Origin of the sequence: Rhizobium sp. SL42 (assembly GCF_021729845.1) — a bacterium.
Classification (GTDB): domain Bacteria; phylum Pseudomonadota; class Alphaproteobacteria; order Rhizobiales; family Rhizobiaceae; genus Allorhizobium.
In genome coordinates, this window is record NZ_CP063397.1 from 3,299,831 (window position 1) to 3,325,983 (window position 26,153).

Genomic DNA, 26,153 nt, shown 5'->3' on the forward strand with positions numbered 1-26,153 from the left:
CGCATATCACGACTGTTCGGCGACGGAAATCAGCGGTTAAGCCCATAGGCACTGGAAACCGGCGAGCCAGGCAGCATCGTTGCCTGCGCGACCAGCAAGCTGGCCACCATCAGCTTGGCTGCGACAACGACAATTACCACGGGCTTCAAAGACCGCGCCGATGAGCTTTCCTCGACTTCATTGTGGAGCATGAGAGCCCGTCCCTTCCTCATTCCTGACATCCCTAGCCGAACGTCCTTACCTGGACCTGTCCGACCTTTCTCGAGGGGCATAACGGCTGAATCGGCAAGAGGTTTCAGACTATTTCGCAAGCTGTGCGATCCGTGTAAAATCATTGGAGTTTTGCCGCAGTTCCGCTTAGTTTGCCGCCAATCGAATACAGTGTCGGTTCCGGTGCCGTGAATGCGCATAGAGCGATCGGCCCAGAAAGAGTGGCCAGGAACGAGTGGGAGAGCAGAAGCGGACAATTCTGCCGCAGCGATCCCGGACAGCAAGCCGGCCCCTGACTGGGCAGAGCCCCGCGCATCTGCCGGAAACGGCCGGGAGGAAAGGAATGACAGCGTGGTACGACAGTCTGCGACAAAGGCTGCCAAGAAGGATCTTCCCGAATTGCCCGTGGTCGATGACAAGGCAATCGATTTCGAAACGATAGAGAGGCTGTTCTTCGCCTACCGCGATTTCGTCTCCGATCCCGATGCGATCCTGTCGAAATTCGGCTACGGCCGGGCCCATCACCGGGTCGTCTATTTCGTCAGCCGGCGTCCGGGCATGACGGTGGCCGATCTGCTGGCAATCCTGCAGATCACCAAGCAGAGCCTTGCCCGCGTGCTCAAGGAGCTGATCGACAGCGGCTATATCCGCCAGATGGCCGGTCCGGCAGATCGCCGCCAAAGGCGCCTCTATCCGACGCTTGCGGGCCGTGAACTGGCGCTTGCCCTGTCGGAGCCGCAATCGCAACGCATTGCCAATGCCATGCAGGGCCTGTCCATCGCCGAGCGCGAGGCGGTGCGCCGTTTCCTGGACGGCATGCAGAAACAGACAGTTGCAGTGAACCCGGATATCGACGGAGCCGACTGACGTGGCCAAGAAGATCCTGCTTTCAGACGATGCGCCGCATCTGCTCGTCGTTGACGACGACACCCGCATCCGCGACCTGCTCCACCGCTTCCTGACAGAAAAAGGATTCCGCGTGACCGTGGCAGCAGATGCCGCGGAGGCGCGCCGCAAGCTGGAAGGCCTCAATTTCGATCTTCTCGTGCTCGACGTGATGATGCCGGGCGAATCCGGCCTGTCGCTGACGCAGAGCCTGTCGGACGCGAAAAAGTGCCCGGTGATCCTGCTGACCGCCCGCTCGGAAGCGGATTCGCGTATCGCCGGCCTCGAAGCCGGTGCTGACGACTACCTGGCCAAGCCCTTCGATCCGCGCGAACTGGTGCTGCGCATCAACAATATTCTCAAGCGCAACCTCAATCCGGACGCGCCGAAGATCGAGCAGGTCATGTTCGGCCCCTATACCTTCTCCGTCTTGCGCAAGGAATTGCGCAAGGGTGCCGAAACCATTCGCCTGACCGACCGCGAGCAGGAGATCATGTTCCTCTTCGCAACACGGGCGGGCGAGACGATTGCGCGGCATGAACTGGTCGGCAATGACGCGGAAGTCGGCGAGCGCACCATCGATGTCCAGATCAATCGCCTGCGCCGCAAGATCGAGGATGATCCGGCCAATCCTTTGTGGCTGCAAACCGTCCGCGGCATCGGCTATCGCCTGAGCATGGATTAGTTGGACGGCCGACAGCAAGAGGCACGAGCCGGCAAGGAAGCCAAGACAATGACGCTTTTCGAGCAGATCCGCCGGGATCAGGATCGCAGTCCGGCAACGGGCTTGCGTTATCTGGCCCGTTGGCTGCGCCACCGACTGCCGACGGGTCTTTATGCCCGATCGCTGCTGATCATCATTCTGCCGATGCTGATCCTCCAGACGGTTGTTGCCTTCGTCTTCATGGAGCGCCATTGGCAATTGGTCACCGAACGTCTCTCGTCCGCCGTTACCCGTGACATATCCGCGGTGATCGCCCTGATCGAGGCCTATCCGAGCCCGCAGGACTATGGACAGATGGTCCAGATCGCGAAGGACCGGCTGAACCTCACCATCGCGATGGAGCCGGGCTCGGAACTGCCGCCTGCCCGCCCCCGCCCCTTCTTCTCAATCCTCGACCAGATCCTGTCCGACCAGATCGAGCGCCAGATCCGCAGGCCTTTCTGGATCGACACCGTTGGCGATTCCGGCCTCGTCGAAATCCGGATCGTCCTTGATCAGGGCATCCTGCAGATCTTTGCCCGGCGCAACGAGGCCTACGCCTCCAATACCCATATCTTTCTTGTCTGGATGGTCGGCACGTCGCTGGTGCTGATCATCATCTCCATCCTGTTCCTCAGGGGCCAGATCCGGCCGATCCTGGCGCTTGCCAATGCCGCCGAGAGTTTCGGCAAGGGCCAGAGACCCCCGGAAGACTTCAGCCCCCGCGGTGCCGATGAGGTCCGCCGCGCCGGTCTCGCGTTCATCCTGATGCGCGAACGCATCGAGCGGCAGATGGAGCAGCGTACCGCCATGCTGTCAGGCGTCAGCCATGACCTGCGCACCATCCTGACCCGCTTCAAGCTTCAACTGGCGCTCGCGGGCGACGATCCGGAGCTGGACAACCTCAACCAGGATGTCGATGACATGCAGACCATGCTGGAGGGCTATCTCGATTTTGCCAAGGGCGAGGCGGAGGAAGATGTCGGCCAGATCAGGCTCGGCGACCTGTTCGAGAAACTCGCCACGGATTTTGCCCTCCACAAGAAGACACTGACATACACGATCGAAGGCGACGAAGAGATTGCCGTCAGGCCCAATGCCTTCACGCGCCTGGTCTCCAACCTGGCCTCCAACGCAAGGCGCTACGCGAGCAATCTCGACATCGAGGCCCGCCATACCGCCAAGTGGCTCGTGGTGATCTTCGACGACGATGGTCCGGGCATTCCGCAGGCCGCGCGCGACGACGTGTTCAAGCCGTTCTTCCGGCTCGACGAAGCGCGCAACCTCGATGCCTCCGGCACAGGTCTCGGGCTGGCGATCGCCCGCGATATCGCCCGCAGCCATGGCGGCAATGTCACGCTCGAGGACAGCCCCCTCGGCGGCCTTCGAGCCGTGATCCGCATTCCCGTCTGAGCCGAGAAGGAAGCTGGCATGACCTCGTCCCGGAACGCACCATTGAGCCCACCATGGAACACAATGTCATGGCTCAATCCTCCGCCCTCTGCACATGTCGAAGGCAACGATCTGCTGATCGAGACCGGTCCTGAGGGTGACTTCTGGCAGACGACCTATTACGGCTTCCGGCATGACGACGGCCACGTCCTGCATCAATCCAGGCACGGTGACTTCACGGCTGAGACCTATTTCACCGGCGCCTATGAAGAACTCTACGATCAGGCCGGCCTGATGATCCGCCACGATGCGGACAACTGGATGAAATGCGGCATCGAATTCACCGACGGCCTATGCCATTTCAGCACCGTCGTGACGACCCGTGGACGCTCCGACTGGTCGGCATTCGCGCTGCCCGCGCCGACGAAAACCATCGGCGTCCGGGCCAGCCGTCTCGGAGACGCGCTTTTTGTCCAGTATCAGTTGAAAGAAGACAGCCTTTGGCAGATGGCAAGGCTTGCCTATTTTCCGCCGGACATTGAGCAGCTCTCGGTCGGCGTCACCGCTTGCTCGCCCAAACGCAGCGGCTTCAAGGTCCGCTTTCACGGTTTCTCACTCACCGATCCCGTCAGTCGGGACATTCACTGAATGCAAAGGCCCTTGCGGGCCTTTGTTCACATCAGTTTGCGGCCATTGGCAACAGCCTGCTCGACGGCCGCAAGGACGATCGCACCTGCATCGTCCTCGAAGCCGAGCGTCAACACCTCGGACCGGAAGGGTCCGATCTGGCGCGGCGGAAAATTGACAACCCCCAGAACCTGACGCCCGAGCAAGGTTTCCGGCGTGTAGTGCACAGTGATCTGCGCCGAGGATTTCTTGATCCCGATCTCCGGTCCAAAATCGATCTTCAGCTTGAAGGCCGGCTTGCGTGCTTCGGGAAAGGATTCGACTTCGACGATCGTGCCGACCCGGATGTCGACTTTCTCGAAATCGGCAAAGGTGATCTCGCTCACGCTTTTTTCGCTCACTGGGCCAGTTCCTCGGCCCGCTTGCGCGCAGCTTCGATCGCCTGGTCGAACAACGGCTGCATGCCCTCGTCAGCCATCAGCACCGACAAGGCGGCGGCTGTCGTGCCACCCGGTGAAGTGACGTTATGACGCAGTTTGGAAGCGGGGTCGGGAGACTGATGAAGCAGTTCACCAGCCCCCGCGACCGTTTCCCGCGCGAGCCGCATGGCAAGGTCCGCCGGCAGTCCGGCTTTGCGGCCTGCCTCTGCCATGCACTCGACGAGATAAAACACATAGGCCGGTCCACTGCCCGAAAGTGCGGTCACGGCATTAATTGCATCCTCGCCGTCGACCCATTCGACCGGGCCGGAAACCTTCAGCAGGCGATGCACGATATCTCGCTGCGCTTCGCTGACGGCTGCATTGGCGTAGGCGCCGGTCACGCCGCGACCGATCATCGCCGGCGTATTCGGCATGGCGCGAACCATAGCAGCCGCACCCAGATGAGATTCCATGAAGGCAATCGTCTTGCCCGCAGCAACGGAAACGACGGCCGTGTTGTCGCCCATCAGCGAAGTCAGCTTCGGCAGGACCGCATCCATCACCTGAGGCTTCACGGCGAGAAACAGGATATCGGCAACAAGACCTTCCTGTGGGTTCACCGAATGGCTGGCGCCTGCATCGCGGATCATCGTCATCATCGTCTCGGACGGCGATGGATCAAGGACCGTCACGGACGACCCTGGAACGCCGTTTTTCAGCCAGCCGGACAGCATGGCGCCGCCCATGTTGCCGGCGCCGACAAGCACGATCTGCCCGAATGCTGACTGGCTCATGCTCAGGCCTCTCCGACGGTCTCGAACAGCACCGCGTCCATGGCCGTCTTGGCATCGACGCCGGACCAGACGACGAACTGGAAGGCCTGGTAATAGGCTTCGCAGGCATCCACGGCCGACGAGAGGAGCACTTCGACCTGTCGGTTGGTCGGCTCAGCACCACCGGCAAGCAGCAGCGACTGGCGGAAAATGACCACGTCCTCGTTACGCCACAGGTCGAAGTGACCCATCAGCACCTGGCCGTTGATGTAGGAGAGAAGCTTGATCACCTCATTGAGGCGATTTTCCGGGATTTTCAGATCGAAGGCCGATGCCAGATGCAGCGCCTCAAACTCTTCCATCCAGGAGAACGACACATGGTAATCGGTCCAGCGCCCTTCGACCGTCATTGCGATCTCGTCTTCGCCGGAACGCTCGAACGACCAATCATTGGTCGCCGCAACAAACTCGATCATATCGACCGGGTTGGACTGGCGTTCGACTTCCATTTCCATGAGGCTCATGCATCACCTTCTTGACCGGAATGAATGTAGGCTTTCGGCGGCATGCCGAACAACTCAAACACCAGAACCGGAAACTACACTGGAACGATTCCGAAGGACCCCAGGATAAAACACGCACCCTGTCCGAAACTTACGCAGGCCCGTTTCGAATCATCATTTAAAATCAGTGTATAATCGCCAGAACCAAGAACCAGCCCCCAATGCCACAATTGCGTCTCGGGCCTGTGGATGGACCTTCGGGAATCGCCTGCGCAACGTGGCATAACCGACTCTGGCCATTGGCTTTTTGCCACCTGTCCACAAGCGGCAAAATAACCGGGGATTGGCCCTGGACCGACCATGGTCAAGGGCCTGAAAAGACAAAAAGACCCGCAACCAACAGGTTACGGGCCTTCCCGGAATTCAGGTCTTTGAACCGATTTGCGGCAAACTTAGTTTGCCGACGTGCTCGCCTTGTCCGCAAGCTGCGCTTCCAGCGCCTCGATCCGCTTCTGCAGCAGATCGTTTTCCTCGCGTGCCTTCAGCGCCATCTCGCGCACGACGTCGAACTCCTCGCGCTTGACCAGATCCATACTGTTCATCCAGCGCTCGGCCTGGGCATGAAACGCCGTTTCCACTTCGCGGCGCACACCCTGGGCAGCGCCGGCAGCATCCGTCATCAGTTTGGCAAATTCGTCCATGATACGGTTCGGCCCGGTCGACATGGCATGGCTCCTCTTCAATCAAGATCCGTTCGGGATCACCCCGTTGAAGATGAGGTAGGCATTCGGCCGTGAGCTTGCAAGAAGTTTCGAACTGGTAAAGGTGGTTGACGGTGTCGCAGGCGCGCGCGATTCCATCTTGACCGCCTCATTTAGCAACGCCATTTTCGCCCGACAAAAACGAAAGTAAGCCATTGTTGTCAGTCCTGGAACTTTTCGCCGTCGTGACCTTCCCCGCGATCGATCCGATCGCATTCTCGGTCGGCCCCCTGGCGGTCCACTGGTATGGACTGGCCTATGTTGTCGGCATCCTTCTCGGCTGGCTGGTTGCCCGCGACCTGCTGCGCCGGCCGCAGCTCTGGCCCAGTGGACAGCCGCCTGTGACGATCCAGCAGGTTGACGACTTCATTCTCTGGGCCGCCATCGGCATCGTCGCCGGCGGACGGCTTGGCTACATTCTGTTCTACGATTTCGCCTCCGTCGCCGCCAATCCGATGCGCGCGATCGAGGTCTGGAACGGCGGAATGTCCTTCCACGGCGGCTTCCTGGGTGCCACGCTCGCGATGATCCTCTTTGCCCGCAAGCATGCAATCCCGCTCTGGAGCCTGTTCGACCTGGTCGCCAGCGTCGCTCCGCTCGGCCTGTTTTTCGGTCGCATTGCCAATTTCATCAATGGCGAACTCTGGGGCCGACCGGCCGACGTCGCATGGGCCATGGCTTTTCCGACAGGTGGACCTTTTCCGCGTCACCCGAGCCAGCTGTATGAAGCGGCCCTTGAAGGGCTTCTCCTGTTCGCGCTGTTGCAGATACTGGCACGCCTCTTCAAGTCGCTGAGAAATCCTGGCCGCATTACCGGCGTCTTTGTCGTTCTCTATGCAGCCGCCCGGATCTTCGTCGAGTTCTTCCGTGAGCCCGACGCGCAGATTGGCTACCTGTTCGGCGGTTGGCTGACCATGGGCATGGTCCTGTCGCTGCCGATGGCTGCCATCGGCATCTGGGTGATCGTGTGGTCTGGTCGCGCCGGTCGGACGGATCGAGGCTGAGGAGGTCATGCGAATGCCCACACCGCTCGCCGAAAAGATCAAGGCCCTGATCCTGGCCAATGGCCCGATCAGCATCACCGACTATTTCGCCCTCTGCCTGGCCGATCCCGAGCACGGCTACTATCGGACCCGTCATCCTTTCGGGCGCGCCGGGGACTTCGTGACGGCACCGGAAATCAGCCAGCTGTTCGGCGAGATGCTCGGCATCTTCATGATCAGCACCTGGCAACACCACGGCGAGCCGCAGGATGTTCGGCTGGTTGAAATCGGTCCTGGTCGCGGCACGATGATGGCCGACATGCTGCGCGTCATCGCCCGCGTCGCACCCGGCCTCTATGATACGGCAACCGTGCATCTGGTTGAAACGAGTGCCTTGCTGAAGCTGACCCAGATGGAGACACTCTCCTCCCACGGCGACAAGGCGTCCTGGCACGAAAGCTTCGACGGCGTTCCCGCCGGGTTCACGTTGCTTGCCGCCAACGAACTGTTTGACGCGATCCCGATCCGGCAGTTCGTCAAGACACCAACCGGCTTTCGCGAGCGCATGGTTGGCCTCGACGAGCATGACGACCTCTGCTTCACCACCGGCGTGGCGACACTTGACGCGGCATTGCTGCCGCAACAGATGGCGCCCCCCCAGGACGGCGCGGTCTACGAAGTGGCCCCGGCACGCCAATCCGTGATGCTGACCATCTGCGAACGCCTGCGGCAGTATCATGGAACGGCACTGGTCATCGACTATGGTCACATGGTCACCAATTTCGGCGACACATTGCAGGCCGTGCGCGCGCATGAATACGATCCGCCGCTCGCCCATCCGGGCCTCGCCGACCTGACCAGCCATGTCGATTTCGAAAACCTCGCCCGGACCTCCCTGTCCGCGGGGGTCCACCTGAACGGCTGCATGCACCAGGGCGACTTTCTCGTCGCACTTGGAATAGAGGAGCGCGCCGCCGCCCTTGGACGCGGCAAGGACGAAAAGACCCAGCGCAATATCGTCGAAGCCGTCCAGCGCCTGGCGGGTTCAGGCAACGGCTACATGGGTGAACTATTCAAGGTCATGGCAGTGTCCAGTCCCGTCGTCCATGTCGCCCCGTTCAAGGTCAAGCATTGACTTGATCCGCCTGCATTGACACCATCGCGCCGAAAATACCGCCTGCGAATGTCCTGAAAGACCAATGAATTCAGCTGTTTTCACGCAGTGGCGAATCAGGTGCGGTTGGGCGCAGTCGATGCTGGAGACAAAAACATGAGCGAAACCTCGTCGCCGCAGCCGATCATCGGCGCACGGCTTCAACAGGCAGCGGCCTCCGGTATACGCCACGGTTTCTTCACCCGTTCAGGCGGCGTGTCGGATGGCATCTATCGCGGATTGAATGTCGGCCTCGGCTCTCATGACGAACCGCAGAATGTCGAGGAGAACCGTCGCCGCGTGAGTGCCTGGTTCGGCCAGCCGCTCGATCGGCTGGCGACGGCCCACCAAATCCATTCGCCGGACGTCGTGACTGTTGGCGCGGACTATGATGGCAGCCGCCCGAAAGCCGACGCCCAGGTGACCGCGACGCCCGGGATCGTCCTTGGCGTCCTGACCGCCGATTGCGGTCCGATCCTGTTTGCCGATCCCGAAAACCGCGTCATTGGCGCGGCCCATGCAGGCTGGAAAGGCACTCTGACCGGCGTGCTCGAAAACACCATCGAGGCGATGATTGCGCTTGGCGCCCGCCGCCAGTCCATCCGCGCCACGCTCGGCCCGTCGATCAGTGTCGCCAATTACGAGGTCGGACCGGAATTCGTCGACCGTTTCGCGAACGAAGATCCGGCCTTCACAGCATTCTTCGCGCCCTCGACAAAGCCAGGGCACGCCATGTTTGACCTGCCAGGTCTGACTTTGATGCGGCTGGCCAAGGCCGGTATCGAGGTCGACACGCTGGGCCTGTGCACCTATGCCGACCCGGATGCGTTCTATTCCTACCGCCGCACGACCCACGCCGGAGAACCGGACTATGGGCGACAGATTTCAGCAATCGCGATACTGGAGGACTGACATGGCACTGCACTTCACCGAGAGCGAATATGCGACCCGCCTGTCCCGCCTGACCGCCCGCATGGCTGAACAGAAGCTCGATGCGGTTTTGCTCTTTGCCCAGGAAAGCATGTATTGGCTGACCGGCTACGACACCTTCGGCTACTGCTTCTTCCAGTCCCTTATCGTCAAGGCCGATGGCAGCATGACCCTGCTCACGCGGTCTGCGGACCTGCGCCAGGCAAAGCATACGTCGACAATCCAGAACATTGTCATCTGGGTCGATCGCGTCAACGCCGACCCGACCGCGGATCTGCGCGGACTGCTTAGCGACATGGATCTGCTCGGCACGCGCATCGGCATCGAATACGACACCCATGGCATGACCGGGCGCGTTGCCCGACTGCTTGACAACCAGATGACCAGTTTCTGCGAAATCGTCGACATCTCCTACCTTGTCAGCGAATTGCGCTTGACCAAGAGCCCGGCCGAGATTGAATTTGCGGTCCGTGCCGCAGAATTGGCCGATGATGCACTCGATGCCGCCCTGCCGCTGATCGGCGCCGGCGCGGATGAGGCAGACATCTTGGCAGCGATGCAAGGCGCCGTGCTCAGCGGCGGCGGCGATTATCCCGCCAATGAATTCATCATCGGCTCGGGTGCGGATGCGCTTCTGTGCCGCTACAAGTCCGGGCGCCGCAAACTATCCGACACCGACCAGTTGACGCTCGAATGGGCGGGCGCCGCAGCGCACTACCACGCCGCCATGATGCGCACCGTGATCGTCGGCGAACCCAGCACGCGACACCGCGAACTGTATGCCGCCTGCCATGAAACCATCAAGGCGATCGAAGGCGTGCTTCGTCCCGGCAACACCTTCGGCGATGTCTTCGACACCCATGCCCGCATTCTGGACGACCGCAGCCTGACCCGGCATCGCTTGAATGCCTGCGGCTATTCGCTGGGCGCCCGCTTTTCACCGTCCTGGATGGAGCATCAGATGTTCCACGCCGGCAACACGCAGCCGATACTGCCGGACATGACCCTGTTCGTGCATATGATCATCATGGATAGCGAGCGCGAAACGGCGATGTCGCTCGGCCATACCTATTTGACCACCGAGGATGCGCCACGTGCCCTCTCCCGCCATCCGCTCGAATTGATCATCCGCTGAGGCGAGAAGCGATCACCATCTGTTCAGAAAATAGACAGGAAATTGCTGCTACAAACATACTCACGGGAGTGACAGGGAAGGATCAGCGATAGATGAGACGTTCCGCACGGCTGGCATCGATAATCGTCCTGCTCCTGCAGCTTGGCGCCTGCAACAGTACCGAAGTCCTGACGCCCCCCGTCGATGTCGGCGATGGCAGCCAAGGCGTCGGCGACATGGGTCAAACATCCGCCGCACCGCTTGGAGCTGTCGCCACCCAGGGCGTGCAGAGCGCCCCTCTCGGCCAGCCCGGCTATCAATATCACAACGCTCCGCAGAACACGCTGGAGGCTCAGGCGGCAGCGCTCAGTCAGGGTAATAATCCGACCGCATCCGCCCCGCTCGACGGCGCCGGATACGATAGCGGCGGGACGGACCAGGCTTTCCCCCAGCAACCGCAAGCACAGGCGACCCGGCAGCAGACGCAGCCGGCGCAGGCTACCCAACAGACGCAACAGGCCGCTCTCGCACCGGCCGGTGCCTCGGCCGCGCGCGGTACGATCCGGTTCCTCCCCATCATCGGCGCCCCGGTTCAGGCCGTGACGCCCCTGTCGCGCCAACTGGGAGCGGAAGCACGCGCGCATGGCCTGACTATCAAGAGTGCCAATGATCCAGCCAGCGAACATATCCTGAAAGGCTATTTTTCTGCCTTTGCCGACGGCAGCAATGTGACGATCGTCTACGTCTGGGATATTCTGGACGCCAGCGGCGGCCGGCTTCACCGAATTCAGGGCCAGGAAAGCCTGCCGTCCGGGGCAAAGGATCCATGGGCCTCCGTTCCGGCCTCCGTTATGCAACAGATCGCCACCAAGAGCGTAGCGCAATATGTGGCGTGGAAAAACGCGCAAACCGGTTAGAGCTTGGATTTCAACGCGTCAAAGTTGCCTTATTCACCCTATCCAGAGTTAACTCACCCCGAATTGACGAAAAAGCGGGTGAACGCCGCCAAGCCTCTTGCATTCAGGGGGAAGGACGGTAAAAAGCGCGCATCTCAAGGCATGTAACAGGCGGGCCAAGATGAAGGTTTTCGCAGGTAATTCGAACCGGCAGCTGGCCGAAGCGATCTGCTCCTATATCAATGTTCCACTCGGCAAGGCCAGCGTCCGCCGTTTCGCAGACCAGGAAATCTTCGTCGAAATCCAGGAAAATGTGCGTGGCGAGGACGTATTCGTCGTGCAATCGACGTCGTTTCCGACGAACGACCATCTGATGGAATTGCTGATCATGATCGACGCCATGCGGCGTTCGTCTGCGCGGCGCATCACCGCGGTTCTGCCGTATTTCGGCTATGCCCGCCAGGATCGCAAACCGGGACCGCGCACGCCGATTTCGGCCAAACTCGTGGCGAATCTGATCACCGAAGCAGGTGCAGACCGCGTTCTGACGCTCGATCTGCATGCCGGTCAGATCCAAGGCTTCTTCGATATACCGACGGACAACCTGTATGCCGTGCCGCTCCTGGCGCGCGACATCAAGGAACACTACGACCAGAACAATGTCATGGTCGTATCGCCCGACGTCGGCGGCGTGGTTCGCGCTCGCTCGCTGGCCAAGCGCCTCGACTGTCTGCTGGCGATCGTCGACAAGCGCCGTGATCGTCCAGGTGAATCCGAAGTCATGAACGTCATCGGCGATGTGGCAGGCAAGGACTGCATCCTGATCGACGACATCGTCGACAGCGGCGGCACGCTCTGCAATGCAGCGGAAGCCTTGCTGAAGCACGGGGCTACCAGCGTCACCGCCTACATCACCCACGGCGTACTTTCCGGCGGCGCGGTAACCCGTGTCGCGTCTTCGAAACTGCGCGAACTGGTAATCACCGATTCCATCCAGCCCACCACGGCAGTCCAGTCGGCACACAATATTCGTGTGCTCTCGACCGCCAGCCTGCTCGGCGAAGCCATCAACCGCACCAGCGCGGAAGAGTCTGTTTCCAGCCTCTTCGACTGATATTCGGCAATGCAGTGCAATGCGTCGCATTTGGACGCATTGCACTGGAATATTTAGCTTATTTATCTAGTTATATTGCAAAAACGTCATTCCTTGACGCAATTCCCTTAAAACAGGTCGGCTATCATGTTTATGGTTGCTGCGCCTGCACATGCTCTCGAATTACTCTCATCCGGCCATCCATCCAATGTCTCTGACAGTCGAATTGCTGCTCCAGAATGCCGATCTGCACGAGGCAATTCGCGATCAGTCCAAAGCCCTGCTCGAAATCAACGCCGTGGCACCCAAGCTTGCAGCGGTGTTTGGCACGCAACAACGCTGGCTTCTGGCGCATCTCGCCATGTCGATCTATTTCAGCGAAGCGGCACGCGGTGCCCCGGAACCGGCAATCGTCATGGCGCGTTTCTTCGAGCAGGTAAAGAGACACGGTATTTCGAGCGTCAACACCGCCGATGCCTTCGTCAAGGAAATGCTGGTCTACGGTATCGCGGAACAGATCGCGACGGCCGACAAGCGCAATCGCCCGGTCCGGCCGGCACCGCAGACGGTTGCTGCCGTCGGCCAATGGATGTGGATCCATCTGGCCACGCTCGACCGCCTCGATGGCGGTAACCGCCGTGCGGCCTACCAAGCCGACCCGACCCTCATTCACCGTCTGCATCCGGAACTGACCGCGAATTTCTTTGTCTCGCCGGAAATCCGCACGCCACCCAAGACATTCACCCTGTTCACCTGGCTGAACAATGGCGGCATCGTGATGGACTGGCTGCTGGCCGGAATCGAGCCGGCGGACGCATCGGTCGAGCGTGTCGCGACACAGGTCAGGTCCGTGCCCCAGATGGCCGAAACATTCCGCCTGTCGCGCACCCACCTTACGCGCAAGCTCCGCGAAGCCGAAGCGATCGGCAGTATCGGCTGGGAAGGCACCCGCGGACGCTCGGTCATGTGGGTTTCAAAGGAATTCCGCCGGGAATACGCCGAATCCCAATCGGCCAAGCTTGCGATTATCGACGCCGCTTGCGAAACCTTCGGCATTCGCTGACCGGGCGCACTCGCTCCTTGCAGACTCGCTCAGCGCGACGGCAGCGGACACGCCTCGCCACCGGAAAACAACCGTGACCGAGTCAGGAACCGGCGCTCCCGACCATTGTCGAGGGAAAACATGCCCCCTCGCCCCGGCACGACGTCGATGATCAGTTGCGTGTGCTTCCAGACATCGTACTGGCTGCCGCTGATATAGAACGGCACCCCGCCGATCTCACCCAGCTTCACATCGGTCTCGCCAACCCGGTATTCATCAGCCGGATAACACATCGGCGACGACCCATCGCAACATCCACCGGACTGGTGAAAGAGAATGCTTGGGTGATCTCTCTGTATCTCGGCGAGAAACGCGAGTGCCGCCTCGGTCGCCACCACGCGTGGTTCGCCAGCATCAAGGGTCATTTCCATGGGTCGCTCCGTCACAGTCCCTTCTCCCCGCCTGCGGGGAGAAGGAAGGTCACTCATAAACCTGTCGAGGTTCGTGGCTGGAGGAGGCGAAAACGGTCGTGTTCGAGAACCGGAGCAGAACGTACTTGATGTACGTGAGCACCGGAAGCGCAAAACATGAGCATTTGCAGCCCCTCCAGACACGAAGATCGGCGGGTTTAGAAGAAGCCGAGCGCCTTCGGGCTATAGCTCACCAGCATGTTCTTGGTCTGCTGGTAGTGGTCGAGCATCATCTTGTGGGTCTCGCGGCCAATGCCGGACTGCTTGTAGCCACCGAAGGCCGCATGGGCCGGATAAGCATGGTAGCAATTGGTCCAGACGCGACCGGCCTGGATATTGCGGCCGAAGTTGTAGCAGGTGTTTGCATCGCGGCTCCAGACGCCGGCACCAAGGCCATACAGCGTGTCATTGGCGATTTCGAGCGCTTCGGCTTCGTTCTTGAAGGTCGTGACTGACACCACAGGACCGAAGATCTCCTCCTGGAAGATCCGCATCTTGTTATGGCCCTTGAACACCGTCGGCTTGACATAATAGCCGCCCGCCAGATCGCCGGAGAGAGCATTGCGCTCGCCACCGATCAGCACTTCGGCACCTTCCTGCCGGCCGATATCCATATAGGAGAGGATCTTTTCCAGTTGCTCGGACGAGGCCTGTGCGCCGATCATCGTCGACATGTCGAGCGGGTCACCCTGGCGGATGGCAGCCACACGCTTCAGGGCCTTTTCCATGAAGCGGTCATAGATCTTCTCATGCACCAGCGCGCGGCTCGGGCATGTGCAGACCTCACCCTGATTGAGCGCGAACATCGCAAAACCTTCGAGCGCCTTGTCGAGATAGTCGTCATCCTCGCGCATCACGTCCTCGAAGAAGATGTTCGGCGACTTGCCGCCGAGCTCCAGCGTCACCGGGATCAGGTTCTGGCTGGCATATTGCATGATCAGCCGGCCGGTCGAGGTTTCGCCGGTAAAGGCGATCTTGGCGATGCGCGGGCTGGTCGCCAGCGGCTTGCCGGCCTCAAGGCCGAAACCATTGACGATGTTGAGCACGCCCGGCGGCAGGAGATCGCCAACCAGCTCGATCCAGACGAGGATCGAGGCCGGCGTCTGTTCGGCAGGCTTCAGCACAACGCAATTGCCGGCAGCAAGTGCCGGCGCCATCTTCCAGGCCGCCATCAGGATCGGGAAGTTCCACGGGATGATCTGGCCGACGACACCGAGCGGCTCATGGAAATGATAGGCGATCGTGTCGTGGTCGACCTCGCCGATCGTACCTTCCTGGGCCCGGATGCAGGAGGCGAAATAGCGGAAATGGTCGATGGCGAGCGGAATGTCGGCGGCCATGGTCTCGCGCAGCGGCTTGCCATTGTCCCAGGTCTCGGCCTTGGCCAGAAGCTCGAGATTGTCCTCCATCCGCTGCGCAATCTTCATCAGGATATTGGAACGCTCCGTCGACGAAGTACGACCCCACTTGTCCTTTGCCGCATGGGCGGCGTCGAGCGCCAGGTTGATGTCCTGCTCGTCGGAACGCGCCACGTCACACAGCTTAGCCCCAGTGACCGGCGTGGTGTTTTCGAAGTAGCGGCCGTTGACCGGCTCGCGGAATTCGCCGCCGATAAAGTTGCCGTATTTCAGCTTGAACGGCGAAGCGGCAATCTTTTGAACTTGAATATTCATGTCTTATCCTCCCTGTGAACGGGCCCCTCCTCGGGCCGGTAGGAAGATGATTGACGCGATTGGCGTTGGCGTGAAGCCCACCTGGACCGTGTCGCACCGCACTCTGTTTCAGGAATGCGACACTGCTGCCAGCCTCTATTGCGGCTGGAAGCGCTTCAGTTTCCGATGCAGTGTCGCGCGACTGATGCCGAGGATCTGGGCCGCCTGGGAGACATTTCCCTGGGTGCGCGACAGCACGCGGCGCAGCGCTGCCCGCTCGGCATCATCGAGATCGCTACCACCGTCACCGCGCGCCTCGCGAAGCACGTCGGCTGCCGGCATGCCTTGCGAAATCAGCTGATCATCAAGCTTCAACGCCACCCGCGCCGCCTTGGTAGCGCCGAGAATAAGGTCGTCGCTATCAACAGCAAGCAGCGCCGCAATTGAGTTGGCCTGCGGCACGACCACGATGCGTGCGCCGGGAAAAGCCTGACGGAAAAGATTGGTTTCGACCCGGGCAGCGGCATCCTTCACCGCTTGCGACAGCACGGCCAGTGTCATGTCGTTCACGTCGTTGCGGCAGGTCGAGACATCGAGCGCTGCCATGACCCGGCCAAGATGGTCGCGGATCGGAGCAGTCGCGCAGGAAAGTCCGATATTGGCGCTCATGAAATGCTGGTCGCGGTGGATGACCACCGAGCGTTCGTCCACCAGCGCCGTTCCGATGCCGTTGGTCCCGACGCTCGCCTCGCTCCAGACATTCTGTTGCCAGAGCCCGAGCTGGCGGAATTCCCTGTCATCGCCCGGCGCGCCTCGCCGATCGACAACGATCCCGTCGGCATCGGCCAGGATAATGCAACAGCCGGAGCGTCCGATCATTTGATAGAGCCGATCCACCTCATCGGAAGAACTGCCGATCAGCCGCTCCATGCGCTGATGTGCCTCGCGGAAGACGATATCGTCCACCTGCACGGGTTTGCGCGCCTCCTCCGGCGCAAGGTGATAAAGATTGAGACAGCGGCTCCACGACGCTGCGACCGGCGACGTCACGGCCGCCGAGGCCTTTTGCGCTGTCGAATAGACGAGCGTCGAATGGCTGGTATCCTGTCGCATCGGCTCCTCCCAAAGCATGATGCAGTTATGCCTCTGCATTCCGCATGTTTCAATGAGACGAAAGAAATACAAGCAACAGCGCAGAAGCGCCCGGATAAATGGCGCAGATATGCGACAGATCTACAGATGCAATGGCCAGGCAGCTGTCAGGCAGCACGTCCGGGCTTGCCCGGAACGGCGGACGATCCGGCGTCCGCTTCAATTTCCCGCACAAGATTGACCACATCGCTCAGCGCAGACAGCGGCACCGGCCGACCGTAGAAATAGCCTTGCACCTGCTCGCAGCCCTCGGCCTGAAGGAACCGGACATGTGCCTCGCTTTCCACGCCTTCGGCCAGAACAGGAATGTCGAGACTGGCGGCAAGGATCAGCGTCGACCGCACGATCGCCGCTGATTGCCGGCTGCTGGCCACGCCATCGATGAAGCCGCGATCGATCTTGATCTTGTCGAACGGAAACAGTTGCAGCGTCGAAAGCGACGAATAGCCCGTTCCGTAGTCGTCCATCGCAATCTTCACGCCGATCGCCTTCAGTTGACGGATGATCTGCAGCGCATGTTGCTGGTCGGCGATGATGCCGGATTCGGTGATTTCCAGCTCCAGCCTTTCCGCCGGCAAGCCGCTTTCCTCGAGAATCTCGCGCACCCGCTCGGGCAGCCTGATATCGGCGAGCTGCTTCGGCGCGACATTGACCGCGATCCTCAGCGGATTGCTCCATTTCACTGCCGCGAGGCAGGATTGACGCAGAACCCAATCGCCAAGTTCGAGGATGAAACCACTGCGCTCGGCAATCGGGATGAATTCGTTTGGCGAGACAAGGCCTCGCACCGGATGGTTCCAGCGTAACAGCACTTCCAGACCGATCACGTCGCCGGTCGCGGTGTCGTTCTGGCGCTGATAATACAGTTCGAACTCGCCACGCAGGAATCCGCTGCGCATATCCATCGCCAGCGCATTGCGCTCGCGCGCCGCAAGGTCCATCGAGCGGTCGTAGAAGCAGACATTGTTCGATCCGATCGCCTTGGCCCGGTACATGGCGATATCGGATTGCGCCATCAGGTCATCAATGCTCTCGGCACTCTCGGGATACATCGTGACGCCGATGCTTGTTCCGATCGACAGGGTCTCGCCCACCCATTCGACCGGGGCACCGAGATCCTGGATGACCTTTTCGGCAAACTGCTGTGCATCCGCCTTGGTGTAGAGCCGCGACGATACGGCGACGAATTCGTCTCCGCCGATGCGGGCGACAAACTCACCTTCGCGCAGACGGGCACTGAGCCGCTCGCCAACGGCCCGCAAAACCTGATCCCCGGCTGCATGGCCATGTACGTCGTTGATTTCCTTGAAGCGGTCGAGATCGAACGAAAACACGTAGATGCGCTCGCTGTGCGCCGATGGCATATCGATCATGTGCGTCAGACGCTCGATAAACGCCGCGCGGTTTGGCAAGCCAGTGAGCGCATCGTGCAACGACAACTGGCGATAACGCTCGACAGCCGATTTCGACGATTGCCTGTCGATCGCATAGGAGGTGGCGCCAATCGTCATGATCATCAGGGTCACGACGACGACGACGACCGTCAGAATGCTTTCCGGCAACACGTCATACGGCAATTGCGCCTGCATGTTCGGCACGACGGTTACCGCTGTCATACCGAGAAAATGGGTGGAGGCGATGGCAAGAAGCAAGGCCGCGCCGCCGCCCAGGCGACAAAAGCGCGTCAACGGCCGCGACGCACGGTTTGTTGCGATCGCCCCGAAAAGCGCCCCGCAAATCAGCGACATCACCACATAGCTCCGGTCCCATTCGAGGTGACCCTGAACCTGGTAGCCGCTCATGCCGACATAGTGCATCGCCGCGATGCCGAGACCGACAAGGCCGCCGCCCGCCTCGATGGCCAGGCTGCGCTGGGCGATGCCGGCAATGGCAAATCCAATACCCGTGATGCTGACGGCCAGAATGAGCGACATCAGCGTCCGCTGTGGCTCGTAGCCCGTCACCACCCCGGCTTCGTAACCCATCATCGCAACGAAATGCGTGGTCCATATCGAACAACCACCGATCACGCTGGTCAGTGAGATCCAGCTCGCCCGGGCCATGCCGCGCGTACCACGGATACGGCCGAACAGCCGCATCGTGAGAAAGGCACCACAGATGCATATTCCAACCGCGGCAGCCAATGAGACGGGATCATGATCGACGACAATGCAATTCACGAATTTCAGCATCAAATGGGACCGTGTGTAAAATCTTGCGCATCACCCACTTAGCAGTCGTCAATTTCCAAATGCTTGGCAAAGATAGTTAGCGAGATCGCTACGCTGGCGGAAATCGCGATAAATCCGAAGTTAATCGCCAAGAACCCTTGCCGGCCAACGGTATTGTTGCAACGAAACTTGCTATTCCGGGGGGACTGGTTTATAGCGCCCCCGTCCGCGTAGACACCCTTGGAGGCAACGCGGATGAGGCCGTCAAACGCCTCCAGTCCTGGAACGCCGCTGAAAGGCAGCCACCAGGGCTCTCCAGACAACTTGAAAGGTTAAAGCCATGAGCCATGCTTCATACGAGCTCAAGGCCGTAGCACGCGAACGGGTAGGTAAGGGGTCCTCCCGCGAACTTCGCCGCAACGGTTCCATCCCGGCTGTCATCTATGGTGACAAGCAGGCCCCGATTTCGATCTCGATCAACACCAACGAGATCACCAAGCGCATTCATGCCGGCGGTTTCATGACCACGATCGCCGTTATCGAAATCAACGGCGAAAAGATCAAGGTTCTCCCTAAGGATTACCAGCTCGATCCGGTCCGCGATTTCACCATGCACATCGACTTTCTCCGCGTCTCGGCCAACAGCCAGGTCTCGGTTCAGGTTCCGGTGCATTTCGTCAACGAAGACAAGTCTGCCGTCAAGATCGGCGCAGTCCTCAACATCGTGCGTCACGACGTTGAACTGCATTGCCCGGCCGACAACATCCCGGAATTCATCACGGTTGATCTTTCCGGCGCCAAGATCGGCGACAGCATCCACATTTCGGCCGTGAAGCTGCCGACAGGCGTGACCCCGGTCATCGCTGACCGCGACTTCACCATTGCAACTCTGGTTGCACCGGCTGGTGGCGTCGAAGAAGAAGCCGAAGCCTGATCAGACCGAAATTTCGGTTAGAAAAAGAACCCGCCTTGGAAACAGGGTGGGTTTTTTTGTATTTCAGGCCTTTATCTACATAAAACTGACAGAAATGCGCATGGCGGATTTAGCTTGATTTAACAGTTTCATGAAAGCGTGACGGCCGTATTCTCGCCACAAAGGGAGCAGCCCGAGAAACATGTCCCATCGTCAGCGGCATAAAGGAGCGAAATGCCGATGACACGATCAGTCGAGAGCCGATTCCTGGCGATTGTTGCGATCACGATCTTCATTCTTGTGGTTCCGCTCTTTGCCCTGTTCCTCTCGCTCACCACCGAGCGCGCCTCCAGCGAATTGCAGCAAAACCTGGAAGTGCTGATCGCCGCCAATGGCCAGGCTCTCGCAAAACCGATGTGGGATTTCGACCGCGAGAGCGTCGAACAGATCACCGCAACGATCATCTCCAACACCACCGTCAGCCGTGTTCACGTCCGAGATCTGTCCAATGGCATCAATGTCTCGATGCCGGCGCTGCCGAAATGGCCGAAGAACGGCCTGAGTTCGATCACCCGCGAAATCTTCTACCATGCCATCGAGGGCCCGAAACTCGTCGGCACAATCACCATATATTATAGCCGCATCGACATGTTTTCTTCGCTCCGCCAGGCGGAGGTGATCCTGATCGGCATTTTCATGCTCGCCGTCCTTGGCGTCGTCGGCGCTGCCGTCGTCGGCAACCGCATCATGGTGATGCGACCCTTGCTCAAACTGACGGCCGCCATCGAGGCGACCCGCAGGCTGGGTTCGCGCCACCATGTCGACTGGCAGTCAAATGACGAAATCGGCCGCCTGGCGCGCAGCTTCAACGCCATGCAGATCAAGCTTGAACGGGAAGAGCGCGAACTGAAGCTTGCCCATCAGCGCACCACCGAAATTTATAACCTGACCCCCGCCATGCTATTTTCGCTCGACGAGCAGGACCGCATCACCGGCGTCAGCGACTACTGGTTGCTCGCCACCGGCTATCAGCGCCACACGATCGTCGGCCGGCATTTTTCCGAACTCGTGCCACTCGACGCCTGGGAAAACTATCTGGAGCGCAAGCGTACCAAGGCGATTGTCGGCGTCCTCGAGGCCACCACCCGCTTCGTCTGCGCCGATGGCACGGTCATGGACGTTCTGATCGCCGAGGCAAATCGTGAGGCGCAGGAGGGCGACGAGGGCCTTTCGCTCAGCGTCATGACTGACGTCACGGCACTCAAGCAGTCCGAGGAGCGCAACCACCGTCAGGCGATCACCGACCACCTGACGGGCCTTCGCAACCGCCAGGGCTTCGAGAACGCACTCGACGACGAGATCAAGCTGACCGACGCCACTGAACACGAACTTGCCTGCATCTTTGTCGATCTTGATCGGTTCAAATGGATCAACGACAATCTCGGTCACCAGGCTGGCGATACAGTGCTGTGCCATTTCGTCGAACGGATGAAGGCACATTTGCCGATCGGCGCGACGGCGGCCCGACTTGGCGGAGACGAGTTTGCCATCTTGTTGCGCGCCCCGGATGCCGAGAGCGTTGCCATGGAACTGAGCCGGCAACTCTGCGACATCTTTGTCGAGCCGATCAAGATCGATGGCGCAACCGCCCGCCTGAGCGCAAGCGTCGGCATCGCCATCTATCCACGTCATGCGGCCAATGCGGCAGAACTGCTGCAGAAGTCCGACATGGCGATGTACAGCAAGAAGCGCGACGGCAAGAATGGCGCTCAGCTCTACAATCCGCTCATTCAGGACGACACGCGCCAGCGCGCCGAGATCGAACACGATATCGAGCAGGGATTGAGCAACGACTGGTTCGAGGCATTTTTCCAGCCCATCGTCCAGATCGAAAGCGGCAGGGTCGTCGGCTACGAGGCACTGATGCGGCTTGTGCATCCGGAGCGCGGCATCGTGCCGCCAACCGAAATCATTCGGATCGCCGAGGAAATCGGCGCCATCGGCAAGGTCGGCGGCCGGATTCTGGAAAAGGCGCTGGAAAACCTGGTGCGCCTGAGCAAAGCAACGGATGACGACAGCACCTACCTTGCGATCAACTTCTCGCCGCTGCAGTTCGAGCCGTCGCTGCCGGTCCGGCTGGCGTCCTTGACGACAAGGCACGGCATCGCGCCCAAACGCATCGTCATCGAGATCACCGAGGCAACCCTGCTGCACGACAACCCGCAGATCCGCACCATTCTCGATGACTTCAACCGCTTCGGCTATCGTATTGCGCTTGACGACTTCGGCACGGGCTACTCGTCGCTGAGCTATCTCAACCGCTTCCCGGTCGATATAGTCAAGATCGACCAGTCCTTCATCCGCTCGCTGTCGGAAGTCGAGCCCGAACTGCGCAACAAGAGCCGCATGCTGGTCGAAGGCATCACCGCGATCTCGCACAAGATGGAATGCAGTGTCGTCGCGGAGGGCGTTGAAACCGACGAACAGCGCCTCCTGCTCCAGGAATTCGGCGTGGATTACGGCCAGGGATATCTTTTCGCGCGACCGCAACCGGTCGCAGCCCTGATCGACGCCGCTATCACGAAAAACCGACTGCGCGAGGGTGCGGCGGGTTAGAAACACCACGAAGAGAGGCATACCGCAATGAAAGTTCTTGGCATACTGCTTTCACTTGCGGCGGCCCCGGTTGCCGCCGCCGATACTGTCTACTTTACCACCGAAGACTACCCTCCTTACAATTTCCGCGCCGGCAACGACATAAAAGGCGCGGGCTACGACCAGTTGATCGTCATCATGGAGGAGTTGAAGATCCCCTACTCCGTCGAGATGATGCCCTGGGCACGCGCCATCGCACTCGCCCAGACGGAGCCGATGCATTGCGTATTGACCACCGCCCACATCCCCGAACGCGACACGCTGTTCAAATGGGTTGAGCCGCTGGCGATCGGCCGCAATCTGATGGTGGCCCGCAAAGGATCCGGCCTTGATGTGAAGAATACCGACGAGGCCAAGTCTTACACAGTTGGGACACAGCGCAATGATTACACTCAGACGCTGCTGGAGAATGCCGGATTTGAGAAAATCGATCTCGCCACCGATCTCAAACTGACATTGAAGAAACTGGAAAGTGGCCGCCTCGATCTGATGCCGATCGACGAACAGCATTACGTGCAACTGGTAAAGGACGGCGAACCCCTGGAGGTCAAGTTCGTTTTCACCGAGCAGAAGTTCTCGATCGCCTGCAATTCATCTTTCCCGGATGATCTGCTGGCCAGGATGCAGGGTGCGCTCGACACGATAATAGCCGATGGCCGGCAGGCCAAGATTCTCGGAAACTATGGCCTGATCGATTCGAATGTCGAAGCACGCGCGGCAACGCCTTGACATTCGGCGCGTTTCGCGGTGGTGAAAGGCCGCGCCGCAATCGGCGCGGTCACTGACCAGTACGGCAGGAACGGACGCAGCCATGATGATCCTTGCTGGGCTCGGAAACCCGGGCTCTCAATATGAGCGCAATCGCCACAATATCGGTTTCATGGCGGTGGACGAGATCCATCGGCGCCATTCCTTTTCGCCCTGGACGAAGAAGTTCAAGGGCCTGATCGCAGAAGGCACGCTTGCCGGCGAAAAGGTGCTGCTGATCAAGCCGCAGACCTTCATGAACCTCTCCGGCGAAAGCGTCGGCGAGGCCATGCGCTTCTACAAGCTTGGACCCGAAGACATCATCGCCATCTATGACGAGCTTGACCTGCTGCCCGGCAAGGCCCGCATCAAGACCGGCGGAGGCCATGGCGGCCACAACGGCATCAAGTCGCTCGACGCCCATTGCGGCCTGAACTACCGTCGCCTGCGGCTCGGCATCGGCCACCCCGGCGACAAGTCGCGCGTCCATGGCCATGTGCTCGGCGATTTCGCCAAGTCGGATGCGGAATGGCTTGAGCCATTGCTGGAAGCGCTGGCTGACAATGCCGACATGTTGATCAAGGGCGAAGATTCGCAATTGATGAACAAGCTGGCCCTCGCAACTGGCGGCAAGGCGGACGAAGAAAAGCCTGGCCAGGCGTCAAATGCGCCGAAGCCGACAAAAGCGGCCACACCCCAGAAAACCGGCCAGTCGCATATCCATCAGGCCCGCAACTTCAACCAGCCGAAGAAGCTGCCGGAAAGCGGTCCCATGGCCGAAATGCTGAAGCGCATGTTCGGCAAGAAGGACGACTGACGGGGCGCGAGCCCACTTTCCGCCCGACACCGGCATTTGCGCTTGTCGTGGTCGCACCGGAACCCACGGCAGGACAAACGCGTTCACTGGCAGGAGATCGCCATGAACGTCATCCCGCACCTACCGTCGCCCCTGCTGTCCCGTCTCGATGCCTATGCGCTCAAGCTTATCATGCCACAGGACATGGCGATCGATTTCACCGCCCCGCCGGGCGAGCCGGCGCTGGTGTGGGCCGATTCCGTGTCCTGGCTGGTTTTCAAGAACCCCGTCAGCCTGTTCATCGGCGGGGTGACCGCCGTCCTGCTGGAACTTGCCGAGCCGCGTGTGCGCGACGGCGTATGGCAGCACAGCAGTTTCCGTACGGAACCTCTCAAGCGCCTGCAGCGCACCGGGCTCGCCGCGATGGTGACCGTCTACGGCGCCCGCAGCACCACCGAGGCGATGATCCGCGGCATTGTACGGCGCCATGACGTCGTGCACGGCACCACATCCGAGGGACAAGCGTATCAGGCCAATGACCCGCTGCTTCTGAATTGGGTTCAGGCGACGGCGACCTTCGGCTTCATGCAGGCCTATCATACCTATGTCCGGCCACTTTCATCCGAGGAGCGCGACCGTCTGCTGGCCGAGGCCACGGTCGCCGCCGGTCTTTATGGCGCGACGGAGGCCCCGCGCAATCAGGCTGAACTTGACCTGTTCTTCGAGGTCATGCGCCCGCGCCTTGTCCCGTCACCGGTTATCGTCGAGTTCCTGTCGATCATGGAGAATGTCGAGGCCCTGCCGACCATGGCGCGACCGTTGCAACGCGCGCTGGTGAAGGCTGGCATTGCCCTACTGCCGGCCTGGGTGCGTGCCCGCCTCGACCTCACGGCAGCACAGTGGCAGCTTTCCACATTGGAGCGGTCGATGGTCGGGGCCGCGGCCAGAGGTGCCGATCGCCTGATACTGCCATCCTCTCCGCCCATCCAGGCCTGCCGACGGCTGGGCCTGCCGGAGGACTATCTGTTTCGCTGAAACGTACGGGCTGCGGCTTTCCCGCAGGAGCGCCCAGTTGGGCCAAGCATGAATCATCCCTGCATGCCGCGGAGTTGACGAATCTGCCTGAAACCGTATCGATGGGCAGAGATGTCGAAGCTGGCATTCTGTGGGAAACGAGCCGCGTGTCCAATCCATCCATCACCGTCAGGCCAGCCGAGCTAACAGACCTTTCCGATCTGCTGGCACTCTACCGGACGCTCAACGGCGACGACGAACCGCTGGATGCGCAGCATGCCGGAGAAGTCTACGGCGCGATCCTCTCCCATCCCGGCCTGCAGGTTTTCCTCGCCCTCGACGGCGCCCTGCCCGTCGCGACGGCTTCTCTCCTCATCACGCCCAACCTGACCCGCGGCGGCCGCCCTTACGCGATCATTGAGAATGTCGTCTCTGCGCGCAGTCATCGCGGCAAGGGATATGGCCGCGCCGTCGTCCATCATGCCATCGAGGCGGCTCGGCAGGCCGGCTGCTACAAGACCATGCTTCTAACCGGAAGGAGCGATCCGGCCGTCCATCGCTTCTATGAAACTTGTGGCTTCGTCCAAAGCAAGACCGGCTTTCAGATCCGCCACTGACCATTCGCATTCGAAGATAATGCCCACGGCACCCGACTACAGCAGTCGCAGGTTTTCCCAGCGGTATAGCCAGAGTTCATACAGGCTCAACAGACCGTCATCGATGACTTGGGCAACGGAAGCCGATGCGCCCGGCACCAGCAACATGCCGGCGAGACCACCGAACATGCTATAGCTGCAGGACAGCCGAAGATTTTTCAGGCTGTCCAGCCGATAGTAGCCGTTTTCGTCGTATTCGGTGCCAAACAGCCAGTCATTCCAATCGAAACCGTCACTGATCATCAGGTCCATCATCGGGCGATCGGACAGCCTGTCGGGATAGAGGTTGAACACGGCGCGCGCTACATGCGCCGCAACCCCGAGAATGAGCAACAGAAAGGCTGCGACGACATAGTGCCATGTGGCGGCATCTTGCGGCATGGAGCGCTCCCCCGGTTTCACCCTGCCGCAGCTGCACTAAAATTTAGTCAACGAGCCTT

General features: G+C 60.3%; 27 protein-coding genes. 17 read left to right on the forward strand and 10 right to left on the reverse strand.

Translation table 11 applies throughout. The features are described 5' to 3' along the window. Positions 1 to 29 precede the first annotated feature (29 nt). Positions 30 to 191: a hypothetical protein gene (locus tag IM739_RS15565; RefSeq protein ID WP_237368607.1), complete on the reverse strand. Its 162-nt coding sequence runs from the start codon at positions 189 to 191 to the stop codon at positions 30 to 32. 370 nt (positions 192 to 561) lie between these two features. On the opposite strand from IM739_RS15565, the gene IM739_RS15570 reads away from it, so the two are divergent. The 4 genes from IM739_RS15570 to IM739_RS15585 are packed head-to-tail and all read left to right on the forward strand — an operon-like array spanning position 562 to position 3,838. After that, on the forward strand, positions 562 to 1,077 hold the full coding sequence (locus IM739_RS15570; protein ID WP_237368608.1) for a MarR family winged helix-turn-helix transcriptional regulator: 516 nt from the start codon (positions 562 to 564) through the stop codon (positions 1,075 to 1,077). Position 1,078: 1 nt separating this feature from the next. Continuing rightward, positions 1,079 to 1,780, forward strand: a complete 702-nt coding sequence (locus tag IM739_RS15575; protein WP_007608416.1) for a response regulator — start codon at positions 1,079 to 1,081, stop codon at positions 1,778 to 1,780. Between the two features lie 48 nt (positions 1,781 to 1,828). Continuing rightward, a complete protein-coding gene (locus IM739_RS15580) occupies positions 1,829 to 3,211 on the forward strand; it encodes an ATP-binding protein (RefSeq protein WP_237368609.1) in 1,383 nt (460 codons plus the stop codon). An 18-nt stretch (positions 3,212 to 3,229) separates the two neighbouring features. Beyond that, positions 3,230 to 3,838, forward strand: a complete 609-nt coding sequence (locus tag IM739_RS15585) for a DUF1349 domain-containing protein (RefSeq protein WP_237368610.1) — start codon at positions 3,230 to 3,232, stop codon at positions 3,836 to 3,838. A gap of 26 nt (positions 3,839 to 3,864) precedes the next feature. Here IM739_RS15585 and IM739_RS15590 read toward each other — a convergent pair whose 3' ends face one another. The 4 genes from IM739_RS15590 to IM739_RS15605 form a co-directional block, all read right to left on the reverse strand. Further along, positions 3,865 to 4,218 carry a tRNA-binding protein gene (locus IM739_RS15590; protein WP_237368611.1) on the reverse strand — a complete coding sequence of 118 codons (354 nt, stop codon included), beginning with the start codon at positions 4,216 to 4,218 and terminating at the stop codon, positions 3,865 to 3,867. Beyond that, positions 4,215 to 5,033: a pyrroline-5-carboxylate reductase gene (proC, locus tag IM739_RS15595; protein ID WP_237368612.1), complete on the reverse strand. Its 819-nt coding sequence runs from the start codon at positions 5,031 to 5,033 to the stop codon at positions 4,215 to 4,217. The genes IM739_RS15590 and proC overlap by 4 nt, the downstream gene beginning before the upstream one ends. A gap of 2 nt (positions 5,034 to 5,035) precedes the next feature. Beyond that, on the reverse strand, positions 5,036 to 5,536 hold the full coding sequence (locus IM739_RS15600; protein WP_113141848.1) for a YbjN domain-containing protein: 501 nt from the start codon (positions 5,534 to 5,536) through the stop codon (positions 5,036 to 5,038). Between the two features lie 431 nt (positions 5,537 to 5,967). Further along, entirely contained in the window at positions 5,968 to 6,240 is a 273-nt protein-coding gene (locus tag IM739_RS15605) for an accessory factor UbiK family protein (protein ID WP_237368613.1), read from the reverse strand. A gap of 191 nt (positions 6,241 to 6,431) precedes the next feature. On the opposite strand from IM739_RS15605, the gene lgt reads away from it, so the two are divergent. From lgt to IM739_RS15640, 7 genes are all read left to right on the forward strand, one after another. Then, a complete protein-coding gene (gene lgt / locus IM739_RS15610; RefSeq protein ID WP_237368614.1) occupies positions 6,432 to 7,280 on the forward strand; it encodes a prolipoprotein diacylglyceryl transferase in 849 nt (282 codons plus the stop codon). Between the two features lie 13 nt (positions 7,281 to 7,293). After that, positions 7,294 to 8,394, forward strand: coding sequence for a class I SAM-dependent methyltransferase (locus tag IM739_RS15615; RefSeq protein WP_237368615.1), 1,101 nt, complete (start codon positions 7,294 to 7,296; stop codon positions 8,392 to 8,394). 135 nt (positions 8,395 to 8,529) lie between these two features. Then, positions 8,530 to 9,324 (forward strand): peptidoglycan editing factor PgeF, encoded by a 795-nt coding sequence (gene pgeF, locus IM739_RS15620; RefSeq protein WP_237368616.1) that lies wholly within the window; start codon positions 8,530 to 8,532, stop codon positions 9,322 to 9,324. 1 nt (position 9,325) lies between these two features. Beyond that, positions 9,326 to 10,477: a M24 family metallopeptidase gene (locus IM739_RS15625; protein ID WP_237368617.1), complete on the forward strand. Its 1,152-nt coding sequence runs from the start codon at positions 9,326 to 9,328 to the stop codon at positions 10,475 to 10,477. Between the two features lie 92 nt (positions 10,478 to 10,569). After that, complete coding sequence (locus tag IM739_RS15630) at positions 10,570 to 11,373, forward strand: hypothetical protein (RefSeq protein ID WP_237368618.1); 804 nt, start codon at positions 10,570 to 10,572, stop codon at positions 11,371 to 11,373. Positions 11,374 to 11,533: 160 nt separating this feature from the next. Continuing rightward, positions 11,534 to 12,466, forward strand: a complete 933-nt coding sequence (locus tag IM739_RS15635; protein WP_007608394.1) for a ribose-phosphate pyrophosphokinase — start codon at positions 11,534 to 11,536, stop codon at positions 12,464 to 12,466. A 187-nt stretch (positions 12,467 to 12,653) separates the two neighbouring features. Next, on the forward strand, positions 12,654 to 13,508 hold the full coding sequence (locus tag IM739_RS15640) for a hypothetical protein (RefSeq protein ID WP_237368619.1): 855 nt from the start codon (positions 12,654 to 12,656) through the stop codon (positions 13,506 to 13,508). 29 nt (positions 13,509 to 13,537) lie between these two features. On the opposite strand, the gene IM739_RS15645 is transcribed toward IM739_RS15640, so the two are convergent. The 4 genes from IM739_RS15645 to IM739_RS15660 form a co-directional block, all read right to left on the reverse strand. Beyond that, the gene (locus IM739_RS15645) at positions 13,538 to 13,918 is read right to left on the reverse strand and encodes a DUF779 domain-containing protein (RefSeq protein ID WP_237368620.1); all 381 of its coding nucleotides are present in this window, start codon (positions 13,916 to 13,918) and stop codon (positions 13,538 to 13,540) included. 197 nt (positions 13,919 to 14,115) lie between these two features. Beyond that, the gene (adh, locus tag IM739_RS15650; RefSeq protein WP_237368621.1) at positions 14,116 to 15,630 is read right to left on the reverse strand and encodes an aldehyde dehydrogenase; all 1,515 of its coding nucleotides are present in this window, start codon (positions 15,628 to 15,630) and stop codon (positions 14,116 to 14,118) included. A 135-nt stretch (positions 15,631 to 15,765) separates the two neighbouring features. Beyond that, positions 15,766 to 16,722, reverse strand: coding sequence for a helix-turn-helix domain-containing protein (locus IM739_RS15655; RefSeq protein WP_237368622.1), 957 nt, complete (start codon positions 16,720 to 16,722; stop codon positions 15,766 to 15,768). 146 nt (positions 16,723 to 16,868) lie between these two features. Continuing rightward, on the reverse strand, positions 16,869 to 18,953 hold the full coding sequence (locus tag IM739_RS15660; RefSeq protein ID WP_237368623.1) for a putative bifunctional diguanylate cyclase/phosphodiesterase: 2,085 nt from the start codon (positions 18,951 to 18,953) through the stop codon (positions 16,869 to 16,871). A 319-nt stretch (positions 18,954 to 19,272) separates the two neighbouring features. On the opposite strand from IM739_RS15660, the gene IM739_RS15665 reads away from it, so the two are divergent. The 6 genes from IM739_RS15665 (at position 19,273) to IM739_RS15690 (ending at position 25,674) form a co-directional block, all read left to right on the forward strand. Then, on the forward strand, positions 19,273 to 19,866 hold the full coding sequence (locus tag IM739_RS15665) for a 50S ribosomal protein L25/general stress protein Ctc (RefSeq protein ID WP_237368624.1): 594 nt from the start codon (positions 19,273 to 19,275) through the stop codon (positions 19,864 to 19,866). A gap of 219 nt (positions 19,867 to 20,085) precedes the next feature. Then, complete coding sequence (locus IM739_RS15670; RefSeq protein ID WP_237368625.1) at positions 20,086 to 22,461, forward strand: EAL domain-containing protein; 2,376 nt, start codon at positions 20,086 to 20,088, stop codon at positions 22,459 to 22,461. Positions 22,462 to 22,488: 27 nt separating this feature from the next. Beyond that, the gene (locus IM739_RS15675) at positions 22,489 to 23,229 is read left to right on the forward strand and encodes a substrate-binding periplasmic protein (protein ID WP_237368626.1); all 741 of its coding nucleotides are present in this window, start codon (positions 22,489 to 22,491) and stop codon (positions 23,227 to 23,229) included. 82 nt (positions 23,230 to 23,311) lie between these two features. After that, a complete protein-coding gene (pth, locus tag IM739_RS15680; RefSeq protein WP_237368627.1) occupies positions 23,312 to 24,064 on the forward strand; it encodes an aminoacyl-tRNA hydrolase in 753 nt (250 codons plus the stop codon). 102 nt (positions 24,065 to 24,166) lie between these two features. Next, positions 24,167 to 25,078, forward strand: coding sequence for an oxygenase MpaB family protein (locus IM739_RS15685; protein WP_237368628.1), 912 nt, complete (start codon positions 24,167 to 24,169; stop codon positions 25,076 to 25,078). A gap of 146 nt (positions 25,079 to 25,224) precedes the next feature. After that, positions 25,225 to 25,674 (forward strand): GNAT family N-acetyltransferase, encoded by a 450-nt coding sequence (locus tag IM739_RS15690; RefSeq protein WP_237368629.1) that lies wholly within the window; start codon positions 25,225 to 25,227, stop codon positions 25,672 to 25,674. 36 nt (positions 25,675 to 25,710) lie between these two features. Here IM739_RS15690 and IM739_RS15695 read toward each other — a convergent pair whose 3' ends face one another. Continuing rightward, positions 25,711 to 26,094, reverse strand: coding sequence for a hypothetical protein (locus tag IM739_RS15695; RefSeq protein WP_237368630.1), 384 nt, complete (start codon positions 26,092 to 26,094; stop codon positions 25,711 to 25,713). Between the last annotated feature and the right edge of the window lie 59 nt (positions 26,095 to 26,153).

What these genes read in the sequence shown, in the direction of transcription:
- IM739_RS15565 (WP_237368607.1), bottom strand. Translation starts at nt 191, where the DNA reads ATGCTCCACAATGAAGTCGAGGAAAGCTCATCGGCGCGGTCTTTGAAG.
- IM739_RS15580 (WP_237368609.1), top strand. Translation starts at nt 1,829, where the DNA reads ATGACGCTTTTCGAGCAGATCCGCCGGGATCAGGATCGCAGTCCGGCA.
- IM739_RS15585 (WP_237368610.1), top strand. Translation starts at nt 3,230, where the DNA reads ATGACCTCGTCCCGGAACGCACCATTGAGCCCACCATGGAACACAATG.
- proC (WP_237368612.1), bottom strand. Translation starts at nt 5,033, where the DNA reads ATGAGCCAGTCAGCATTCGGGCAGATCGTGCTTGTCGGCGCCGGCAAC.
- IM739_RS15600 (WP_113141848.1), bottom strand. Translation starts at nt 5,536, where the DNA reads ATGAGCCTCATGGAAATGGAAGTCGAACGCCAGTCCAACCCGGTCGAT.
- IM739_RS15605 (WP_237368613.1), bottom strand. Translation starts at nt 6,240, where the DNA reads ATGTCGACCGGGCCGAACCGTATCATGGACGAATTTGCCAAACTGATG.
- IM739_RS15615 (WP_237368615.1), top strand. Translation starts at nt 7,294, where the DNA reads ATGCCCACACCGCTCGCCGAAAAGATCAAGGCCCTGATCCTGGCCAAT.
- pgeF (WP_237368616.1), top strand. Translation starts at nt 8,530, where the DNA reads ATGAGCGAAACCTCGTCGCCGCAGCCGATCATCGGCGCACGGCTTCAA.
- IM739_RS15625 (WP_237368617.1), top strand. Translation starts at nt 9,326, where the DNA reads ATGGCACTGCACTTCACCGAGAGCGAATATGCGACCCGCCTGTCCCGC.
- IM739_RS15630 (WP_237368618.1), top strand. Translation starts at nt 10,570, where the DNA reads ATGAGACGTTCCGCACGGCTGGCATCGATAATCGTCCTGCTCCTGCAG.
- IM739_RS15635 (WP_007608394.1), top strand. Translation starts at nt 11,534, where the DNA reads ATGAAGGTTTTCGCAGGTAATTCGAACCGGCAGCTGGCCGAAGCGATC.
- IM739_RS15640 (WP_237368619.1), top strand. Translation starts at nt 12,654, where the DNA reads ATGTCTCTGACAGTCGAATTGCTGCTCCAGAATGCCGATCTGCACGAG.
- IM739_RS15645 (WP_237368620.1), bottom strand. Translation starts at nt 13,918, where the DNA reads ATGGAAATGACCCTTGATGCTGGCGAACCACGCGTGGTGGCGACCGAG.
- adh (WP_237368621.1), bottom strand. Translation starts at nt 15,630, where the DNA reads ATGAATATTCAAGTTCAAAAGATTGCCGCTTCGCCGTTCAAGCTGAAA.
- IM739_RS15655 (WP_237368622.1), bottom strand. Translation starts at nt 16,722, where the DNA reads ATGCGACAGGATACCAGCCATTCGACGCTCGTCTATTCGACAGCGCAA.
- IM739_RS15660 (WP_237368623.1), bottom strand. Translation starts at nt 18,953, where the DNA reads ATGCTGAAATTCGTGAATTGCATTGTCGTCGATCATGATCCCGTCTCA.
- IM739_RS15665 (WP_237368624.1), top strand. Translation starts at nt 19,273, where the DNA reads ATGAGCCATGCTTCATACGAGCTCAAGGCCGTAGCACGCGAACGGGTA.
- IM739_RS15670 (WP_237368625.1), top strand. Translation starts at nt 20,086, where the DNA reads ATGACACGATCAGTCGAGAGCCGATTCCTGGCGATTGTTGCGATCACG.
- IM739_RS15675 (WP_237368626.1), top strand. Translation starts at nt 22,489, where the DNA reads ATGAAAGTTCTTGGCATACTGCTTTCACTTGCGGCGGCCCCGGTTGCC.
- pth (WP_237368627.1), top strand. Translation starts at nt 23,312, where the DNA reads ATGATGATCCTTGCTGGGCTCGGAAACCCGGGCTCTCAATATGAGCGC.
- IM739_RS15685 (WP_237368628.1), top strand. Translation starts at nt 24,167, where the DNA reads ATGAACGTCATCCCGCACCTACCGTCGCCCCTGCTGTCCCGTCTCGAT.
- IM739_RS15695 (WP_237368630.1), bottom strand. Translation starts at nt 26,094, where the DNA reads ATGCCGCAAGATGCCGCCACATGGCACTATGTCGTCGCAGCCTTTCTG.